Here is a 16,405-nt window from a genome sequence, read left to right on the forward strand (position 1 = left end):
GATTACTAGCAATTCCGACTTCATGCAGGCGAGTTGCAGCCTGCAATCCGAACTGAGACCGGCTTTATAAGATTGGCTCCACCTCGCGGTTTCGCTTCCCGTTGTACCGGCCATTGTAGTACGTGTGTAGCCCAGGTCATAAGGGGCATGATGATTTGACGTCATCCCCACCTTCCTCCGGTTTGTCACCGGCAGTCACTCTAGAGTGCCCAGCCTGACCTGCTGGCAACTAAAGTCAAGGGTTGCGCTCGTTGCGGGACTTAACCCAACATCTCACGACACGAGCTGACGACAACCATGCACCACCTGTCTCCCCTGTCCCGAAGGCCTACGCTATCTCTAACGTATTCAGGGGGATGTCAAGACCTGGTAAGGTTCTTCGCGTTGCTTCGAATTAAACCACATACTCCACTGCTTGTGCGGGTCCCCGTCAATTCCTTTGAGTTTCAGTCTTGCGACCGTACTCCCCAGGCGGAGTGCTTACTGTGTTAACTTCGGCACCAAGGGTATCGAAACCCCTAACACCTAGCACTCATCGTTTACGGCGTGGACTACCAGGGTATCTAATCCTGTTTGCTCCCCACGCTTTCGCGCCTCAGCGTCAGTTACAGCCCAGAAAGTCGCCTTCGCCACTGGTGTTCCTCCACATCTCTACGCATTTCACCGCTACACGTGGAATTCCACTTTCCTCTTCTGCACTCAAGCCATCCAGTTTCCGATGCGACCACAGGTTGAGCCCATGGTTTAAACACCAGACTTAAATCGCCGCCTGCGCGCGCTTTACGCCCAATAATTCCGGACAACGCTTGCCCCCTACGTATTACCGCGGCTGCTGGCACGTAGTTAGCCGGGGCTTTCTTCTCAGGTACCGTCACTTCTCTAGCAGTTACTCTAGAGAACGTTCTTCCCTGGCAACAGAGCTTTACGATCCGAAAACCTTCATCACTCACGCGGCGTTGCTCCGTCAGGCTTTCGCCCATTGCGGAAGATTCCCTACTGCTGCCTCCCGTAGGAGTCTGGGCCGTGTCTCAGTCCCAGTGTGGCCGTTCACCCTCTCAGGTCGGCTACGCATCGTCGCCTTGGTGAGCCGTTACCCCACCAACTAGCTAATGCGCCGCAGGCCCATCCCTCAGCAACAGATTGCTCCGTCTTTCATCCTTTCTTCAGGCGAAGAAAGGAATTATCCGGTATTAGCTACCGTTTCCGGTAGTTATCCCAGTCTGAAGGGCAGGTTGCCTACGTGTTACTCACCCGTCCGCCGCTAAGTGGATCGGGAGCAAGCTCCCTCACCACTCCGCTCGACTTGCATGTATTAGGCACGCCGCCAGCGTTCGTCCTGAGCCAGGATCAAACTCTCCATTAATGAAAAGCTGATTTGCTCATTTTGAATCTGACGAGAATTTCTTCTCATTTAATACTCACTCGTTGTTCAGTTTTCAAAGATCAAAGTCTCATTCACTTCGTCGCCTTATGTCTTGCAGCGACCTTTATAATATATCATACTGTTTAACTGTTTGGCAAGTCTTTTTTTGAAAGTGTTTCTCGTGATGATTGCTTGCCTTGCGCCGCCCCGTACAACCAAAAGGAGCGCGAGATATAATGTATCACAGCGCTCCTTATGAAGTCAACCCTTTTTATAAATAACGGATTCTTTCAAAGTCAGTGCTTGAATTGGGAAGAATAATTGCCCCAAGCATACTTGGAAAGCTCCTTCTGCGGGGCGAAGCGGGCATACATGCGGAATACGGTCTTATATCGATTAGCGATCGCATGTCTGATATTTTGATCCAAGCGCTGATCGCTGAGGTCGAGCAACATTTCATCCAGTTCCTTGCGCAGCACATAGTCTAATTCTTTGCACTCTTTTTCGTTGAACAACATACCCAACATATGCTTGGCCTCCTTCATCCATTAGGTTGCAGGCATCTCCAGAAATTCTTGCAGCACCGCTTACTTTAGATTAACCTAACCTTTATGTTTATAACCGTAATGAGATGAATTTTCCTCCGGGATTCCCTTTTTTAGGACATCAGATTAAACGTAATGGTGCTCTCGATCACGGCGGCTGCAAGCAGCAGCAATACGATCCAAACCGACACCGTCAGCGTCTGACGCAAAAAATCGGCCCACTCGTCCTCACGGCTCCTTCTGCGAAACAGGCTTCTCGCGACTCTGGCGCCAAAGTTAAGGCCGAACGCGCAAGCGATAATGATAGCGGGAATCTCTATAATTCCATGCGGGAGAAGCCCTTTTACAATGAGCGTGACGATATTCACACCCTGAAGCAGAGATGCATGGATTAAATAGCCGATCACCGCTCCGTTGATGAGCAGAAACAGCGCAGGCAGTATGCCAAACAGCGCTCCGAGGAATATGATGAGCACTCCCTTGATACTGTTGTTCAGAAAAATAAAAATGAAAAAACTTAGCTGCGGGTTCGAGGAATTTCGAAGCTCTCTGCTGATGCCGCCAAGTCCTTCAATCTGCTGCATGAGCAGTCTCTCCAGACTCCCTGTGCCGATCCAGCCGGCCACTATGCCAAGAATAAATAAACTGACAGAAATAAGAAGCGCCCGGCGTATTCCTGCCAGAGACCTTCCAAATGAATAGATCGAGAACATCTTGCTGCCTCCTGTAATCAAGTCATAACCTCCCTGTACGAGCATACATTTAAGAACAAACAAGCTATCGTATGGGAGAGGAGTGTTGGGATTTATGAATTCCTTTTATGTATTCAGCGGCAGGAAAATCAAACGGTTCTTCTACATCTTCGCCGCCGCGCTGCTGACTGCGGGTATCGTGTATGTGGAAAGGGGGAATATTACGGTCTTCTCCGAATCATCCCCTTCCGCAATTTACAGTGTGCCGACCGAAAAGAAACTGATTGCCTTAACCTTTGACATCAGCTGGGGGGAGAAACGGCCCGGGCCGATCCTGAAGGTGCTTGAAGACAAAAAGGTGACCAAAGCTACCTTCTTCCTGTCTTCCCCCTGGAGCAAAACGCATCAGGATATTGTCACCCAAATCAAAACTGCCGGCTACGAGATCGGAAGCCATGGACACAAGCACGTAAATTACAGCACGCTGAGCAATGAGGAGATCCGCACCCAGATTACAACGGCGGGCTCCATTCTGTCGGAGCTTATGGGCCAGGAGCCCAAGCTCATCCGTATGCCTAACGGCGATTTTGACAAAAGAGTTCTCCAAGTCGCAACGGACCTCGGCTACAAAGTCATTCAGTGGGATACGGATTCCCTCGACTGGAAGAACATTGGGGTCGAGAATATTGTCAAACGCGTCACGACCAAAGCCCATCCCGGCGATATCGTGCTGCTCCATGCGAGCGACTCCTGCAAGCAGACCCACGAGGCCCTGCCCCAGATCATCGATGAGCTCCGAAGACAGGGCTATGAATTTGTGACCGTATCCGAGCTGATCAGCCAGGGCAGCGCAGATGGCAAGGAAGTGCGGGACTCCGCTTGGCTTGACGATCGGCTCGAAGACGCCGCAGGCCTTTGAAACTCAGCATAAACATTTTATCGAATAATCAATATCAATGTCTTGGAGAAATCAGTTCCGAAATGTCCGGGGTTGGCGAATTCAGCTTCGGGTAGGCGAGGTCGAGCTTCTCCAAGGTTTTGACTACGATCGCAAGAGCCAGGTAATTGCGGTACCAGCGATGGTTGGCGGGAATCCAGTACCAGGGCGCATTAGTTGTCGACGTCTCTTTAAAAATGTCTTCATATGCTTCCTGGTAATCATCCCAGAATTTCCGTTCCTCCAGATCGCTGACATCGAACTTCCAGTGCTTCGTCGGGTCCTGTAGCCGCTCCTGAATCTTCTCCAGCTGCTTCTCTTTGGAAATATGGAGAAACAGCTTGATAATCAGCGTGTTCTCTTCCGTCAGCATCTCCTCAAAGTAGCGAATCTGCTTAAAGCGGCGCTTGGTCTCGGCCTTCTCCTGATCGCCGTGAACGCGGGGAACCAGAACATCCTCATAATGGGAACGGTTAAAAGCCGAAATATAGCCTTTGGCAGGCGTCTGCTTATGGACTCTCCAGAGGAAGTCATGGGCCGATTCGTCTAGAGTCGGCTTTTTGAAGCTTGTGACGGTAAAGCCTTGGGGATTAATGCCCGAGAAGACATGCTTCACTGTCCCGTCCTTGCCGCTTGAGTCCATTCCCTGGAGAACAATGAGGAGAGCATGCCCTTTCTGGGCGAAAAAAATATCCTGAAGCTCGGCCAAGCGGTCCTTGAGCTTATTCATTTTGGCTTCGGCCTCTCCCTTGCTCTTGAAGCCACCGGTGTCATCGGGATCTAGTTTGGATAAAATTTTTCCGTCCGTGTCCTGGATCAAATATCGATCAATCTTCATTCCTTTTCCCTCCCGGCACATTTCATATCAGACTTTCTTAATTGTTTAACCTCACGGCTGTGAAATTAATCGTATGAAGAAAAACAGCAGCGGATAACCCCCCGACGGGATTGAACCGCTGCTTTATTCATGCAACTGCTGGAATGTAAACCGCTGAACATGCTGAATGCAGATTTATTTTACCAAGACTGCCGTCAAAAAACCATGCCGCCTGCATCATAAATGTGACTCAGCCTCCGCATACTACTAGCAGTATCCCCACTAAAAGGAGGACAGCGCCAATGAAACGGGCGGCCATTCAACATTGCGGACTCGCGCTGAGCTTGATCCTGGTTCTCACGGCCTGCGGAAGCGAGCAAAGCGGATCATCCCAGCAGTTCAGCTATAAGGAAATGAAAACGATGGTTGTCGATATATTAAAAAGCGAAGAAGGGAAAAAAGCGGTTGAAGAAGCTCTTTCCTCTTCAAGCTCAAGTTCGGGCACAAGCGGGACCGGCGTGATCAGTATGAAAATGATGCCCCAGGCCAACGAGCAGATCCGGATGGCTGTGAAAGATACAATCACCGCGCCGGAGTACAAAAAAGAAATCGAAAAGGTGATGACTGATCCCCAGTTCGCGGGAGATTTCGCCAAAGCGATCAGTTCGCAGAGCAAGCAGCTGCATCTTCAGTTGATCAAAGATCCGACTTACCAGAAATCGGTCTCGGAAATTATGAAGTCCCCCGAGATGATGAAAATGTTCCTGGACCTCACCAAAACGTCGGATTACCGGAAGCAGACTGCGACCGTTATGCAGGAGACGATGCAGAACCCGCTGTTCCGGATGGAGGTGCTCTCTTTGCTGAAGACTGTGGTTCAGGAGGAACTTCAGCCTAAAACTTCGAAGGAGGGGGGCGGAGGCCAAGGAGGAGATAGCAGCGGCGGCGGTGAAGAAAGCGGCAGCAGCGATAGCGGCAAGGAAAGCTGATCTTAACTTTTCTTTTATTCCCATCACAACAGCCGGGCTCTTGAAACAGAGCCCGGCTGTGATTGTTATTGCCTTATTATTCGCACCGCATCATCAAGCGTTCGGCAATATCGTCGAACAGCTGCGCCGTTTCGGTGCCCGCCTTATAGACGGACGGCGAGAAATCCGGTTCGGAGACATGGTTGTCCGGTGCACCGAGCGGAATCTGGCCCAGCAGATCGGTATGCAAGGTCTCCGCCAGCCGTGCTCCGCCTCCCCGTCCGTAGATATAATCCTTCTGGCCGCATTTCGAGCATTGATAGTACGCCATATTCTCAATAACGCCCAGTATTTCGTGATCCGTCTGCAGCGCCATTGAACCCGCTCTCGCCGCCACAAAGGCCGCTGTAGCATGAGGGGTAGTCACAATGAGCTCTTTGCTCTGCGGAAGCATCTGATGGACGTCAAGGGCCACATCGCCTGTCCCAGGAGGCAGATCGAGAAGCATATAGTCCAGTTCTCCCCAACCGACATCGCTGAAAAATTGACGCAGCATCTTCCCGAGCATCGGTCCCCGCCAGATGACGGGATTGTTATCCCGGATAAAGAAGCCCATCGACATCACCTTGACGCCGAACCGTTCCACCGGAATGATAGTTCCGTCCTCTACAACAGGACCTTCCTCAATGCCCATCATATCCGGTACACTGAAGCCGTAAATATCGGCGTCAATCAGACCCACTTTCTTCCCTTTACGGGCGAGCGCGGCAGCCAAATTGACCGTCACGGTCGATTTGCCGACACCCCCCTTGCCACTGGCGATGGCGATAAAGTGAACGCCGGCTTGTCCGCTGAGCAGTTCATTGCCTTCCAATCCGGCAGCATGTCCCTTCATTTTGTCTTCCGCGGCAGTTGGCGCCTTCACCAAGGAGCGTTCTTGCTCGGAGGCGTCTCTGAGGCGGATATGCACGTTCTCGGCACCCGCATCGCGCAGACGGTCTCTTACCTCCTGCTCAAGCTTCATACGAGCCGCTTCGTCCGTCTCCAGGCTAACGACGGAGAGGGAGATGTGATCGCCTTTTACCATAATATCGCGGATTAACTGCAGTTCAATCAGGCTTTTTCCAGTCTCCGGTTCTTTAACCGGCAGCAGCAGTTCCTGTATTTGTTCCCTGGTCAGCATGGAAAACACCCCTGTTCTGTTACCGGCAACTCATAACCGGATAATCGTGTCTATTATATCATTACCCTTCAGGGGATGAGTAGTCTGCCTGTTCACCCGATTCGTAACGCAGAATGCCGCGATAAATGCTGGTTGCCACCTTGCGCTGATAGAGATCGTCTCCCAGGAGTACCGACTCCTTCGGATTGGACAAGAAGCCAACCTCGACCAGGATGGAAGGGATACGAAGCGCCTGCAGCAGATAGACGGTACCTACCGTCTTCGGTATCCGGTCCGTATTGGCAAGAACGGTCCGGATTTCATCCTGCACGAAACCGGCCAGTTTTTCATTCTTCCCGTTCTTCTTGTAATAGAACACCTGAGCTCCGCTCCATCGGCTCGACGGAATACTGTTCATATGGATGCTGATGAACAGATCAGCCTTGCTGTCTTCGATTTTTCGCACCCGCGTCTTCAAATCCTCGGTCTTCCGCTTGGAGTATCCCTTCGTACTCTCGTCCGCCAGATCGTAGTCGCCTTCCCTCGTCATTACGACCACTGCCCCCGACTGCTGCAGATAATCGCGAAGATACAGCGATACGGTCAGATTAATGTCTTTCTCAATCAGTCCGCCCCGGCTGACGGCTCCCCCATCCGGTCCTCCGTGGCCCGCATCAATGGCGATCACCTTGCCTGCAAGCGGAAGACTCCAGTAGTCAGACGGCTTGGCGGTAGGCATATCGTAGGAAATCACGCCCAGCAGCAGTGCCAGAAGCGCGGCGCTCCATACCCCTTTTTTGATGCTGCTCCAAGAGATCCAGACCGAGATCTTAGGCTGCTTGCGGCCGGACATATAAAAAGACCCCCTTATCCCACATAGATTCTAACTCCATCTATATGGGACAAGAGGGTCTAATATTCCGTTTCGGAAGGCTTAGGAAGGGGAAACTTCCTTCATGCCTTCAATCAAAATTTGAGCGACCTCAGGCCGGGAGAACTCCGGCGGCGGACAGATGCCATCGCGCAGCATGGCGCGAACCTTCGTGCCAGACAGAGCGACATGATCATCCTTGCCGTGCGGACATGTTTTGCTGGAAGCCATGTTTCCGCATTTTTTGCAGAAGAAGCTGTGTTCAAAGAACAATGGCGTAATATCCAGTTCCTCGTCTGTAAAGTTCGAGAAGATTTCCTGTGCTTCGTAAGTTCCGTAGTAGTCGCCTACGCCCGCATGGTCGCGCCCGACGATAAAGTGTGTGCAGCCGTAGTTTTTGCGGACCATGGCGTGGAAGATCGCTTCACGCGGACCCGCATAGCGCATAGCGGCCGGGAACACACCCAGGAAGGTACGGTTCTCCGGATAGTAGTTCTTCAGAAGCGCCAGATAACTTTTCATCCGGACATTCGCCGGCACGTCATCCGACTTCGTCTCTCCGACAAGCGGGTTCAGGAACAGGCCGTCGACAATTTCCATTGCGGACTTCTGGATGTACTCATGAGCGCGGTGTACCGGGTTACGGGTCTGGAAGCCGACAACTGTGCGCCAGCCTTTCTCCGCGAAGATTTCACGGGTCTTGACCGGATCAAAATAAAATTCGCCGAACTTCTCAGGCACAGGACGGCTCAGAACCGTGATAGATCCACCCACATAGGTAGTGCTGCGCGCAAGCAGCTTGGCGACACCGGGATGCTCCGGGTCAGTCGTCTTGAAGACATTCTGCGCTTCAACCTGCTGATCCACCTTATAAATGCTCTCGACGTCAAGAAGGCCGTACACGACGCCATCCTCTTCACCAACCAGCGCTACTCTCTCGCCGATCCGAAGGGCAGCGGCTTCTTCTTCGCCCAAGGACAGAGTAATCGGAATGCTCCAGACCGTTCCGTTGGCCAGACGCATATTTTTAACGACGGAATGATAATCTTCTTCGTTCAAAAATCCGGTGAGCGGCGAAAATGCGCCGACCCCGATCAAATCCAAATCGGAAATCGTCCAAGTGTTAATGGCAATGCTCTTAAGTCCTGCAGCATCCTTAAGCAGTTGTTCTCTCTCCTGGCCCTCGGCTATCCGGTTAACCAGCGTTCCGCCATGCGGAAGGATTGAAGTCATCTCTTTATCTTCCCTTCATATATTGTTGCAGTTCGTGGATGATCGATTGGAATGATTACTTATGCAGACCACATTCCGTCTTCTCGGACCCGGACCAGCGTCCGGCACGCGGATCTTCACCCGGCATAACCGCACGTGTGCAGTGCACGCAGCCGATGCTCGGGAAGTTCTGATCATGGAGCGGGTTGTAAATGACATTGTTCGCGTGGATGTAGTTCCAGACATCTTCGCTTGTCCATCCGGCGATCGGGTTGAATTTCACAAGGCCAAATTTGTTGTCATACTCGATCTTCTTCGAGTTGGCGCGGGTCGGCGCCTGATCACGGCGGATACCGGTAATCCAAGCCTCGTACTGGGACAAAATGCGGGTCAGCGGTTCAACCTTGCGGATGTTACAACAAGCATTAGGATCTACAGTCCAGAGTGCTTCTCCATGCTCTGCAGCCTGCTCTTCAGGTGTCAGCTTCGGCGATACCCGTACGAATTCCATGCCATATTTATCAACCATACGATCACGCGTTTCGTACGTTTCTTGGAAGTGGAAATCTGTGTCGAGGTAGAAGACATCCGTCTTCGGGCTGATCTTCTGAAGCATATCGACAAGCACTACATCTTCAGCCCCGAAGCTGCAGGCAAACGTAATATTCGGAAAGGTTTCAACTGCAAAACGGATGATGTCCTCGGCAGAAGCCGTCTCCAGTTCTTCCGCTTTAATCTTGATCAGATCTTCTTTTTCCAGCAAGTTCATTCTTATATTCCCCCATCCTAAAAATCATTAAGCCGATTAAATTCCAACTAAATTAATATGAAATAAGTATATAACTTTCCCATGGGATGTCAATGATATTTCAGCATTAAAACATCGGTAAAATCAAGGATAACTCATGGAATTAACCCAATGAGAGAAAACAAAAGCCCTCGGCCGAATGGCCGAAGGCTTGGATGTCTGGTGTGAATAGAGTGTGAATTAACGTTTCGAGAACTGAGGAGCGCGACGAGCGGCTTTGAGGCCGTATTTCTTACGTTCCTTCATACGTGGGTCACGAGTCAGGAATCCGGCTTTCTTCAGGGAAGAACGGTATTCCGGATCTGCTTTCAGCAGAGCGCGGGAGATACCATGACGGATAGCGCCGGCTTGACCGGAGATACCGCCGCCATGAGCGATTACCAGAACGTCGTAGCTGCCCAGCGTTTCTGTCAGGTTCAGCGGTTGCTTAACGATCAGCTTGAGTGTTTCCAGACCAAAATATTCGTTGATGTCGCGTTTGTTAATGACAATGCGTCCTTCACCCGGTACGAGGCGTACACGTGCTACCGAATGTTTACGACGACCTGTCCCATAGTATTGTACTTGTGCCATGAAACTGTCCTCCTTATTTTATCCGCGAAGTTCGTAAACTTCAGGTTTTTGTGCTGCGTGTGGATGCTCGGTGCCGGCATAGACTTTCAGTCTCAGCTTCATAGCATTGCCTTGACGAGTCTTAGGAATCATGCCATGTACGGCAGATTCGATTACGCGCTCCGGCTTGGTGTTCAGCAGGTCCTGAGCGTTCGTTACTTTCAGGCCGCCCGGATGCAGCGAGTGACGGTAGTATTTCTTGTTCTGCAGCTTCTTGCCAGTCAGGTGGATCTTCTCAGCGTTGATGACGATAACGAAATCGCCAGTGTCAACATGAGGTGTGAATTGCGGTTTGTGCTTGCCGCGGATCAGAGCAGCGGCTTCACTTGCCAGACGGCCGAGTGTTTTGCCTTCGGCATCGATGATATGCCAGTTGCGTTCTACTTCGTTCGGCTTCGCCATGTAGGTGGTACGCATGAATATTTCCTCCTTGTTCTCGTACGAAAATCTCGTATATCTGATTTCTCATGGAAATTGCATTTTTAAATGTTGGGTAAAGCATTTTGGGCGTCCTCTTGATCGGGGCTGTGGGATAGCCATCAAGAAAACACAACTTTTATTTTACAGGATAACGCGGAGTAGTGCAAGGGATTTTTCGAAGTTATTACAGTTTTTTTGAGCCAGTTACACCCGCTTGTTCCCCAGGATCTTCATAGCTCACATTCCACAGCGCAAGTCCCTTGGCCATGGCTGTAGGGCCGGCCGCCGCACGGTTGCACGCTGCCAGAATACCGGTAATATCCTCCGGCTTTCGCTTTCCCTCTCCCACCTGGATCAGCGTCCCCATAATTATCCGGACCATGTGCTGCAGGAAGCCGCTGCCCGTTATATAAGTATGGATTACTCCCTGGTCCGAAGAATCCGGCCGGCACATGCTGCGGTCGATCTCCATATGCGCGGAGAAGATCGTTCGGACATGCGAGGTTTTGGTTGATTTTCTGGATGCAAAGGAAGTATAGTCATAGGTCCCGATCAGCTTCTTCAATCCTTCTTCCATCGCCGGTACATCAAGTGCAACTGGATGATGGAACTGGTAGCGAAGCTGAAACGGATCCGGGAACCGGTTGCCGTTGATCGTATAGCGATAGGTCTTTCGCTTGGCCGCCCTGCGGGAATGGAAGGAGAGTGGTACTTCATAGGCTTCCGTGACGACAATATCCTCCGGCAGACGGGCATTCAAAGCGAGGCACCAGCGTTCCAGGGGGATCTGCGAAGCTGTTTCGAAGTTAAAAGGCTGCCCGTAGGCATGTACGCCCGCGTCCGTCCGCCCCGAAGCGGTAATCTTCACAGTCTCCCCTGTCAGATGGGCAATCGCCTGCTCCAGCATATCCTGAACTGTATTTCCTTCAGGCTGCGTTTGAAAACCGAAGTAATGAGTACCGTCATAAGTCACTTTCATGAACAAGTTGCGCATCCTGCTCTCCTTCCCCAACCAACATCCCCTAATATCTATTCCCCCAAAAGTGACGCATAGCCAGGAAGTCTACTCCGATTACTTTTGGGGGAGCCCCCATATCCAAAATACAAAAACCTGTTGTGGATTTCCCACAAAAAAAGAAGCCCCTTCGGGAGCTCCTTCCATTGAACAAGCGGATTTCCGCGGTTACTGCACGACTGGCGGACACCTATGCAGATATCCGGTAGATCACGCCGTCTTGTAGGAGCCGGGACATGACGCCGTCTCTCCCAGCCTGCAGCCCCCTGTCTATTCAGGAATCCCTCAAAGACAAAGGCTGTCATAAGCCGTAAGAAGAGCCGGGCCATATTCCACTGGTGCATCAACAGTGATCATCCCTCTCCTTCTCGGATGAGAAAGGATGGGGACCAATCGGGAAATCGAAGCTTGCTGTTCGAACTTACGCGCGGTCTACCAGTTCCAGATAAACCATAGGAGCCGAGTCGCCGCGACGCGGTCCGAGCTTCAGGATACGTGTGTATCCGCCAGCACGCTCCGTGTAGCGAGGCGCGATTTCCGCAAACAGCTTCTGGATTGCGTCCTGCTCACCATCAACCGTTTCACGACGAACGAATGCAGCGACTTGACGACGTGCATGCAGATCGCCCTTCTTCGCTTTGGTGATCAGTTTTTCAGCGATGGAACGTACTTCCTTCGCTTTCGCTTCCGTGGTTTGGATGCGCTCGTATAAGAACAGGTCCGTTACCAGGTCGCGGAACAACGCTTTACGCGCACTGGAATCACGGCCCAACTTTTGGTATGCCATGTTTTTCCCTCCTCTGCTTACTCAATCGAATTGCTTATTCTTCGGTGCGGAGACCCAAACCGAGCTCTTCGAGCTTCTCTTGAACTTCTTCCAAAGATTTGCGGCCCAGGTTGCGGACCTTCATCATATCTTCTTCCGTCTTCGTCGTAAGCTCTTGCACCGTGTTGATGCCGGCGCGTTTGAGACAGTTATAGGAACGGACCGAAAGATCCAGCTCTTCGATTGTCATCTCAAGCACTTTTTCTTTCTTGTCTTCTTCCTTCTCGACCATAATTTCGGCATCCTTCGCTTCGTCGGTAAGACCTACGAAGAGAACAAGATGCTCATTCAAAATTTTGGCCCCGAGGCTGACGGCCTCTTCCGGTCTGATACTGCCATCCGTCCAGATCTCCATCGTCAACTTATCGTAGTTGGTTACTTGACCGACACGCGTGTTGTCGATCGTGTAATTCACACGGGAAATCGGAGTGTAGATGGAATCAACCGGAATAACGCCGATCGGCTGATCTTCGCGCTTGTTGCGGTCCGCTTGGACATAGCCGCGACCTCGGCCTGCAAAAATACGCATGTGAAGTCTCGCGCCTGGCCCCAGCGTTGCAATATGAAGGTCCGGGTTAAGGATCTCAACATCGCTGTCCGCACGGATGTCACCTGCGGTTACGACGCCTTCCCCCTCAGCATCAATCTCGAACACTTTCTCTTCGTCTGAATGAATCTTCAGGGAAAGAGCTTTGAGGTTCAAAATGATTTCGGTCACGTCTTCCATTACGCCGGGAACGGTGGAGAACTCATGCAGAACGCCGTCAATTTGGACCGAGGTCACTGCGGCTCCCGGAAGGGAGGACAACAGGATCCGGCGAAGCGAGTTCCCCAGAGTCGTGCCATATCCACGTTCTAGCGGTTCTACTACGAATTTCCCATAGGTTCCTTCATCATTGGCTTCTACGGTCTCAATCTTCGGCTTTTCGATTTCTATCACGAGTGTACCCTCCTTCAACGTCGCTCCTATATGAAACTGTCACCCCATCAGGTGTATCATGTAGTATGCCTAAACAACCATTATTAGCAAATGTTGCCGGTTTTATACCACATTCACATTGCTGATTCACTATACGCGGCGACGTTTCGGCGGACGGCATCCATTGTGCGGAACCGGAGTGACGTCTTTAATGAGGTTAACTTCAAGGCCAGCGGCTTGAAGGGAACGGATGGCTGCCTCGCGGCCCGCGCCCGGTCCTTTAACCATAACTTCGACGTTCTTCATGCCGTGCTCCATCGCTGCCTTAGCTGCAACTTCTGCTGCCATCTGGGCTGCGAACGGAGTCGACTTACGGGAACCCTTGAATCCTTGGCCGCCGGAGCTTGCCCAGGAAATTGCGTTGCCGTGAGGATCCGTGATGGTAACGATGGTGTTGTTGAACGTGGAACGGATGTGTGCCACGCCGGATTCGATATTTTTACGGTCGCGACGCTTTGTACGTACGACTTTTTTAGGTTTAGCCATTGTCTCTTATCACCCCTTATTATTTCTTCTTGTTTGCTACCGTACGACGCGGGCCTTTCCGGGTACGGGCATTGGTCTTGGTACGTTGACCGCGAACAGGCAGGCCACGACGATGACGAACACCGCGGTAGCAGCCAATCTCGGTGAGACGCTTAATATTCAAGGAAATTTCACGACGCAGGTCGCCTTCCACTTTGACCGATTTGTCGATCGTTTCACGCAATTTGCTAACTTCATCTTCCGTCAGATCACGGACACGTGTGTTAACGTCAATCCCTGTTTCTTTCAGAATCTTCTGGGAAGTTGTTCTACCGATTCCGAAAATATAAGTCAAGGCGATCTCAACGCGTTTGTCACGTGGCAAATCCACTCCAGCTATACGAGCCATTTTACGCTACACCCCCTTCTTTAACCTTGTTTTTGTTTGTGCTTCGGATTTTCGCAAATTACCATAACTGTCCCTTTGCGGCGAATGACTTTGCATTTTTCGCAAATGGGTTTTACAGAAGGTCTTACCTTCATGATGATTACCTCCTAAAAGTTTTGCTCAGCAAAACCGACTTCGAAAGTCTAAGCATGGTTCTACAGGCAGTAAAACTGACTTCGTTCAAGCGCAGCTCTACATGCTGTAAAACTGGCTTCATAGGCATTAACGCAGCATTCGCCTCGCGGCAAGCGCCCGAATCCATCTATTTCCGATACGTTATGCGCCCTTTGGTCAAATCATAAGGCGATAACTGTACAACCACTTTGTCTCCGGTCAGAATCCGGATAAAGTGCATCCGCAGCTTACCCGATACATGGGCAAGAATCTGATGACCGTTCTCCAGCTCTACCTTAAACGTCGCGTTAGGCAGCGGTTCTACGACTGTGCCTTCCACTTCAATGACGTCCTCTTTAGCCACAGTTATTCTCCTTTCTTCATAGCGCTTGTTCCGGCGGACCGCTCGAAATCCAAGACTGCGAAGCGCAGCTTGCCATTCGTGACCCGGCCGATTTCCTTCAGACTGTTCACAACTTCACTGCTGATGACCGGAGTCAGCTCCAGATGAAGAACATTCTTCTTCTTGGGGCTGTCAAACTTCCGTTTGCTTCCGTCCGCAATATACACAAACTTACTGTCCACAACAGCGATGACCACGGCTATCTCTCCGGCTTCTTTGCCTTTGAGGATCTTCACCACTTGACCGACCTGCGCGCTGCTCTCGGTATTCAACACGATCACCTACGCATTCAGTTGAGTGAAAATTTCCATGCCATCCGGCGTAACCGCAACCGTGTGCTCAAAGTGAGCGCACAAGGAGCCGTCTACCGTAACGACCGTCCAGTTATCTTCCAGCGTCCGGACATAACGTTTGCCGGCATTGACCATCGGCTCAATCGCAAGCACCATGCCTGGCTTCAGCCGCGGTCCGCGGTCCGCAATGCCGTAGTTCGGAATTTGCGGTTCTTCATGCAGTTCTGCCCCAACGCCGTGTCCCACATACTCGCGTACCACCGATAAGCCGGCGTCTTCGATGTATTTTTGAATGGCGTGGGAGATTGTAAACAGGCGCACATCCGGCTTAACCAGCTCAAGACCGGCAAACAGGGAGCCTTCCGTTACGTCCAGCAGACGCTGGGCTTCTTCGGAAATGGTTCCAACCCCGTAGGTCCAGGCGGAATCGCCGTGGTATCCCTTGTATTGCGCTCCGATGTCCAGCGACACGATGTCGCCTTCCAACAGCTTGCGTTTGCTCGGGAACCCATGCACCAACTGTTCGTTGACTGACGCGCAAATGCTGGCAGGAAAACCGTTGTAGCCTTTGAATGACGGCACAGCACCTTGACTGCGAATGTATTGATCGGCGATTCTATCGAGCTCTCCGGTCGTAATTCCAGGCTCTATGGCCTGTGCCATAAGACGGTGTGTCTCGGCAACAATTCGTCCCGCTTCTCTCATAAATCCAAGTTCCTGTTCGGACTTACAGATGATCATTACACTAACCTCGCAGTAAAGATACAATTTCGGCGGAAACGACGTCGATTTCGTTTTCCCCGTTAACCTGCCGCAGCAGACCTTTATTCTCATAAAAGTGAAGCAGCGGCGCCGTCTTGTTGTCATACTCGTCCAAGCGCTTGCCGACGCTTTCTTCGTTGTCATCAGGGCGCTGATACAGCGCGCCGCCGTCAAGATCGCAAATGCCTTCCTGTTTCGGCGGATTGAAGATCAAGTGATACGAAGCTCCGCACACGGTGCAGATACGCCGTCCGGTCAGACGGGCCATCAGCAGTCCGCGGTCCACGTTCAGGTTGATCACATGATCCAGCGAAGTGTTCAAGCGGGCAAGAAGCTCATCCAGCGCTTCCGCTTGCGAAAGAGTTCTTGGAAAGCCGTCCAGCAGAAAACCTTTTTCGCAATCGGACTGCTGCAGTCGCTCTTCCACAATGCCAATCGTTACATCATCCGGTACCAGCAAGCCTTGATCAATAAAAGACTTGGCTTTGAGCCCGACAGGCGTACCCTGCTTAATCGCAAGGCGGAAAGCGTCCCCCGTCGAAATATGCGGAATGCCGAGTTCTTTTACAATCGCTGCGGCCTGCGTCCCCTTGCCTGCTCCAGGCGGGCCCATGAAAAGGATATTCACGATTAAGTCTCTCCCCTTTAGCAGGATCGCCACCAGGCAAGAAACAGCACAATAGGCGCCGGGAA

21 protein-coding genes and 1 rRNA gene (1 of these 22 cut by a window edge) are annotated in these 16,405 nt (G+C 51.5%); 2 read left to right on the forward strand and 20 right to left on the reverse strand.

Annotation, left to right across the window (positions count from 1 at the left end; translation table 11 throughout):
- The 3 genes from PSTEL_RS23000 to PSTEL_RS23010 all read right to left on the reverse strand — a co-directional run.
- Positions 1 to 1,363 (reverse strand): 16S ribosomal RNA (locus tag PSTEL_RS23000); it reaches 192 nt to the left of the window's first position.
- Between the two features lie 296 nt (positions 1,364 to 1,659).
- Positions 1,660 to 1,890: a hypothetical protein gene (locus PSTEL_RS23005; RefSeq protein ID WP_038698953.1), complete on the reverse strand. Its 231-nt coding sequence runs from the start codon at positions 1,888 to 1,890 to the stop codon at positions 1,660 to 1,662.
- A 131-nt stretch (positions 1,891 to 2,021) separates the two neighbouring features.
- Complete coding sequence (locus tag PSTEL_RS23010; RefSeq protein ID WP_425415248.1) at positions 2,022 to 2,642, reverse strand: stage II sporulation protein M; 621 nt, start codon at positions 2,640 to 2,642, stop codon at positions 2,022 to 2,024.
- A 73-nt stretch (positions 2,643 to 2,715) separates the two neighbouring features.
- Between PSTEL_RS23010 and pdaB the strand changes: the two genes are divergently transcribed.
- Positions 2,716 to 3,519, forward strand: a complete 804-nt coding sequence (pdaB, locus tag PSTEL_RS23015; RefSeq protein ID WP_038698955.1) for a polysaccharide deacetylase family sporulation protein PdaB — start codon at positions 2,716 to 2,718, stop codon at positions 3,517 to 3,519.
- 34 nt (positions 3,520 to 3,553) lie between these two features.
- Here pdaB and PSTEL_RS23020 read toward each other — a convergent pair whose 3' ends face one another.
- Positions 3,554 to 4,375, reverse strand: coding sequence for a PPK2 family polyphosphate kinase (locus PSTEL_RS23020; protein WP_038698957.1), 822 nt, complete (start codon positions 4,373 to 4,375; stop codon positions 3,554 to 3,556).
- A 281-nt stretch (positions 4,376 to 4,656) separates the two neighbouring features.
- Here PSTEL_RS23020 and gerD point away from each other — a divergent pair, with 281 nt between their 5' ends.
- Positions 4,657 to 5,343: a spore germination lipoprotein GerD gene (gene gerD / locus PSTEL_RS23025; protein WP_038698959.1), complete on the forward strand. Its 687-nt coding sequence runs from the start codon at positions 4,657 to 4,659 to the stop codon at positions 5,341 to 5,343.
- Positions 5,344 to 5,419: 76 nt separating this feature from the next.
- Here the strand turns inward: gerD and PSTEL_RS23030 are convergent, their stop codons facing one another.
- The 16 genes from PSTEL_RS23030 to PSTEL_RS23105 form a co-directional block, all read right to left on the reverse strand.
- The gene (locus PSTEL_RS23030; protein ID WP_038698961.1) at positions 5,420 to 6,505 is read right to left on the reverse strand and encodes an Mrp/NBP35 family ATP-binding protein; all 1,086 of its coding nucleotides are present in this window, start codon (positions 6,503 to 6,505) and stop codon (positions 5,420 to 5,422) included.
- 61 nt (positions 6,506 to 6,566) lie between these two features.
- Positions 6,567 to 7,337 (reverse strand): N-acetylmuramoyl-L-alanine amidase CwlD, encoded by a 771-nt coding sequence (gene cwlD, locus PSTEL_RS23035; protein ID WP_038698962.1) that lies wholly within the window; start codon positions 7,335 to 7,337, stop codon positions 6,567 to 6,569.
- Between the two features lie 81 nt (positions 7,338 to 7,418).
- On the reverse strand, positions 7,419 to 8,588 hold the full coding sequence (gene sat, locus PSTEL_RS23040) for a sulfate adenylyltransferase (RefSeq protein WP_038698967.1): 1,170 nt from the start codon (positions 8,586 to 8,588) through the stop codon (positions 7,419 to 7,421).
- Between the two features lie 55 nt (positions 8,589 to 8,643).
- Entirely contained in the window at positions 8,644 to 9,336 is a 693-nt protein-coding gene (locus PSTEL_RS23045) for a phosphoadenylyl-sulfate reductase (RefSeq protein WP_038698969.1), read from the reverse strand.
- A gap of 219 nt (positions 9,337 to 9,555) precedes the next feature.
- On the reverse strand, positions 9,556 to 9,948 hold the full coding sequence (gene rpsI, locus PSTEL_RS23050; RefSeq protein ID WP_038698970.1) for a 30S ribosomal protein S9: 393 nt from the start codon (positions 9,946 to 9,948) through the stop codon (positions 9,556 to 9,558).
- Positions 9,949 to 9,966: 18 nt separating this feature from the next.
- Positions 9,967 to 10,404 carry a 50S ribosomal protein L13 gene (gene rplM / locus PSTEL_RS23055; protein WP_038698971.1) on the reverse strand — a complete coding sequence of 146 codons (438 nt, stop codon included), beginning with the start codon at positions 10,402 to 10,404 and terminating at the stop codon, positions 9,967 to 9,969.
- 187 nt (positions 10,405 to 10,591) lie between these two features.
- Positions 10,592 to 11,401 carry a tRNA pseudouridine(38-40) synthase TruA gene (gene truA, locus PSTEL_RS23060; protein WP_038698972.1) on the reverse strand — a complete coding sequence of 270 codons (810 nt, stop codon included), beginning with the start codon at positions 11,399 to 11,401 and terminating at the stop codon, positions 10,592 to 10,594.
- A gap of 442 nt (positions 11,402 to 11,843) precedes the next feature.
- Positions 11,844 to 12,209 (reverse strand): 50S ribosomal protein L17, encoded by a 366-nt coding sequence (rplQ, locus tag PSTEL_RS23070; RefSeq protein WP_038698974.1) that lies wholly within the window; start codon positions 12,207 to 12,209, stop codon positions 11,844 to 11,846.
- Positions 12,210 to 12,243: 34 nt separating this feature from the next.
- Positions 12,244 to 13,188 carry a DNA-directed RNA polymerase subunit alpha gene (locus tag PSTEL_RS23075; RefSeq protein ID WP_025693043.1) on the reverse strand — a complete coding sequence of 315 codons (945 nt, stop codon included), beginning with the start codon at positions 13,186 to 13,188 and terminating at the stop codon, positions 12,244 to 12,246.
- 129 nt (positions 13,189 to 13,317) lie between these two features.
- Positions 13,318 to 13,713, reverse strand: a complete 396-nt coding sequence (gene rpsK, locus PSTEL_RS23080; protein WP_025693042.1) for a 30S ribosomal protein S11 — start codon at positions 13,711 to 13,713, stop codon at positions 13,318 to 13,320.
- 19 nt (positions 13,714 to 13,732) lie between these two features.
- On the reverse strand, positions 13,733 to 14,101 hold the full coding sequence (gene rpsM / locus PSTEL_RS23085) for a 30S ribosomal protein S13 (protein ID WP_025693041.1): 369 nt from the start codon (positions 14,099 to 14,101) through the stop codon (positions 13,733 to 13,735).
- Positions 14,102 to 14,121: 20 nt separating this feature from the next.
- Positions 14,122 to 14,235, reverse strand: a complete 114-nt coding sequence (gene rpmJ / locus PSTEL_RS27260; RefSeq protein ID WP_003322638.1) for a 50S ribosomal protein L36 — start codon at positions 14,233 to 14,235, stop codon at positions 14,122 to 14,124.
- Between the two features lie 167 nt (positions 14,236 to 14,402).
- Positions 14,403 to 14,618 carry a translation initiation factor IF-1 gene (infA, locus tag PSTEL_RS23090; protein WP_038698976.1) on the reverse strand — a complete coding sequence of 72 codons (216 nt, stop codon included), beginning with the start codon at positions 14,616 to 14,618 and terminating at the stop codon, positions 14,403 to 14,405.
- Positions 14,619 to 14,620: 2 nt separating this feature from the next.
- A complete protein-coding gene (locus PSTEL_RS23095) occupies positions 14,621 to 14,929 on the reverse strand; it encodes a KOW domain-containing RNA-binding protein (RefSeq protein WP_038701549.1) in 309 nt (102 codons plus the stop codon).
- Between the two features lie 9 nt (positions 14,930 to 14,938).
- Positions 14,939 to 15,691, reverse strand: a complete 753-nt coding sequence (gene map, locus PSTEL_RS23100) for a type I methionyl aminopeptidase (RefSeq protein ID WP_038698978.1) — start codon at positions 15,689 to 15,691, stop codon at positions 14,939 to 14,941.
- A 4-nt stretch (positions 15,692 to 15,695) separates the two neighbouring features.
- A complete protein-coding gene (locus PSTEL_RS23105) occupies positions 15,696 to 16,340 on the reverse strand; it encodes an adenylate kinase (RefSeq protein ID WP_038698980.1) in 645 nt (214 codons plus the stop codon).
- Between the last annotated feature and the right edge of the window lie 65 nt (positions 16,341 to 16,405).

The organism is Paenibacillus stellifer, from assembly GCF_000758685.1.
In the GTDB taxonomy this organism is placed as follows: domain Bacteria; phylum Bacillota; class Bacilli; order Paenibacillales; family Paenibacillaceae; genus Paenibacillus_AQ; species Paenibacillus_AQ stellifer.

What these genes read in the sequence shown, in the direction of transcription:
- gerD (WP_038698959.1), top strand. Translation starts at nt 4,657, where the DNA reads ATGAAACGGGCGGCCATTCAACATTGCGGACTCGCGCTGAGCTTGATC.
- rplQ (WP_038698974.1), bottom strand. Translation starts at nt 12,209, where the DNA reads ATGGCATACCAAAAGTTGGGCCGTGATTCCAGTGCGCGTAAAGCGTTG.
- PSTEL_RS23030 (WP_038698961.1), bottom strand. Translation starts at nt 6,505, where the DNA reads ATGCTGACCAGGGAACAAATACAGGAACTGCTGCTGCCGGTTAAAGAA.
- PSTEL_RS23005 (WP_038698953.1), bottom strand. Translation starts at nt 1,890, where the DNA reads ATGTTGGGTATGTTGTTCAACGAAAAAGAGTGCAAAGAATTAGACTAT.
- rplM (WP_038698971.1), bottom strand. Translation starts at nt 10,404, where the DNA reads ATGCGTACCACCTACATGGCGAAGCCGAACGAAGTAGAACGCAACTGG.
- rpmJ (WP_003322638.1), bottom strand. Translation starts at nt 14,235, where the DNA reads ATGAAGGTAAGACCTTCTGTAAAACCCATTTGCGAAAAATGCAAAGTC.
- pdaB (WP_038698955.1), top strand. Translation starts at nt 2,716, where the DNA reads ATGAATTCCTTTTATGTATTCAGCGGCAGGAAAATCAAACGGTTCTTC.
- rpsI (WP_038698970.1), bottom strand. Translation starts at nt 9,948, where the DNA reads ATGGCACAAGTACAATACTATGGGACAGGTCGTCGTAAACATTCGGTA.
- PSTEL_RS23045 (WP_038698969.1), bottom strand. Translation starts at nt 9,336, where the DNA reads ATGAACTTGCTGGAAAAAGAAGATCTGATCAAGATTAAAGCGGAAGAA.
- map (WP_038698978.1), bottom strand. Translation starts at nt 15,691, where the DNA reads ATGATCATCTGTAAGTCCGAACAGGAACTTGGATTTATGAGAGAAGCG.
- rpsM (WP_025693041.1), bottom strand. Translation starts at nt 14,101, where the DNA reads ATGGCTCGTATAGCTGGAGTGGATTTGCCACGTGACAAACGCGTTGAG.
- truA (WP_038698972.1), bottom strand. Translation starts at nt 11,401, where the DNA reads ATGCGCAACTTGTTCATGAAAGTGACTTATGACGGTACTCATTACTTC.
- cwlD (WP_038698962.1), bottom strand. Translation starts at nt 7,337, where the DNA reads ATGTCCGGCCGCAAGCAGCCTAAGATCTCGGTCTGGATCTCTTGGAGC.
- PSTEL_RS23020 (WP_038698957.1), bottom strand. Translation starts at nt 4,375, where the DNA reads ATGAAGATTGATCGATATTTGATCCAGGACACGGACGGAAAAATTTTA.
- rpsK (WP_025693042.1), bottom strand. Translation starts at nt 13,713, where the DNA reads ATGGCTAAACCTAAAAAAGTCGTACGTACAAAGCGTCGCGACCGTAAA.
- sat (WP_038698967.1), bottom strand. Translation starts at nt 8,588, where the DNA reads ATGACTTCAATCCTTCCGCATGGCGGAACGCTGGTTAACCGGATAGCC.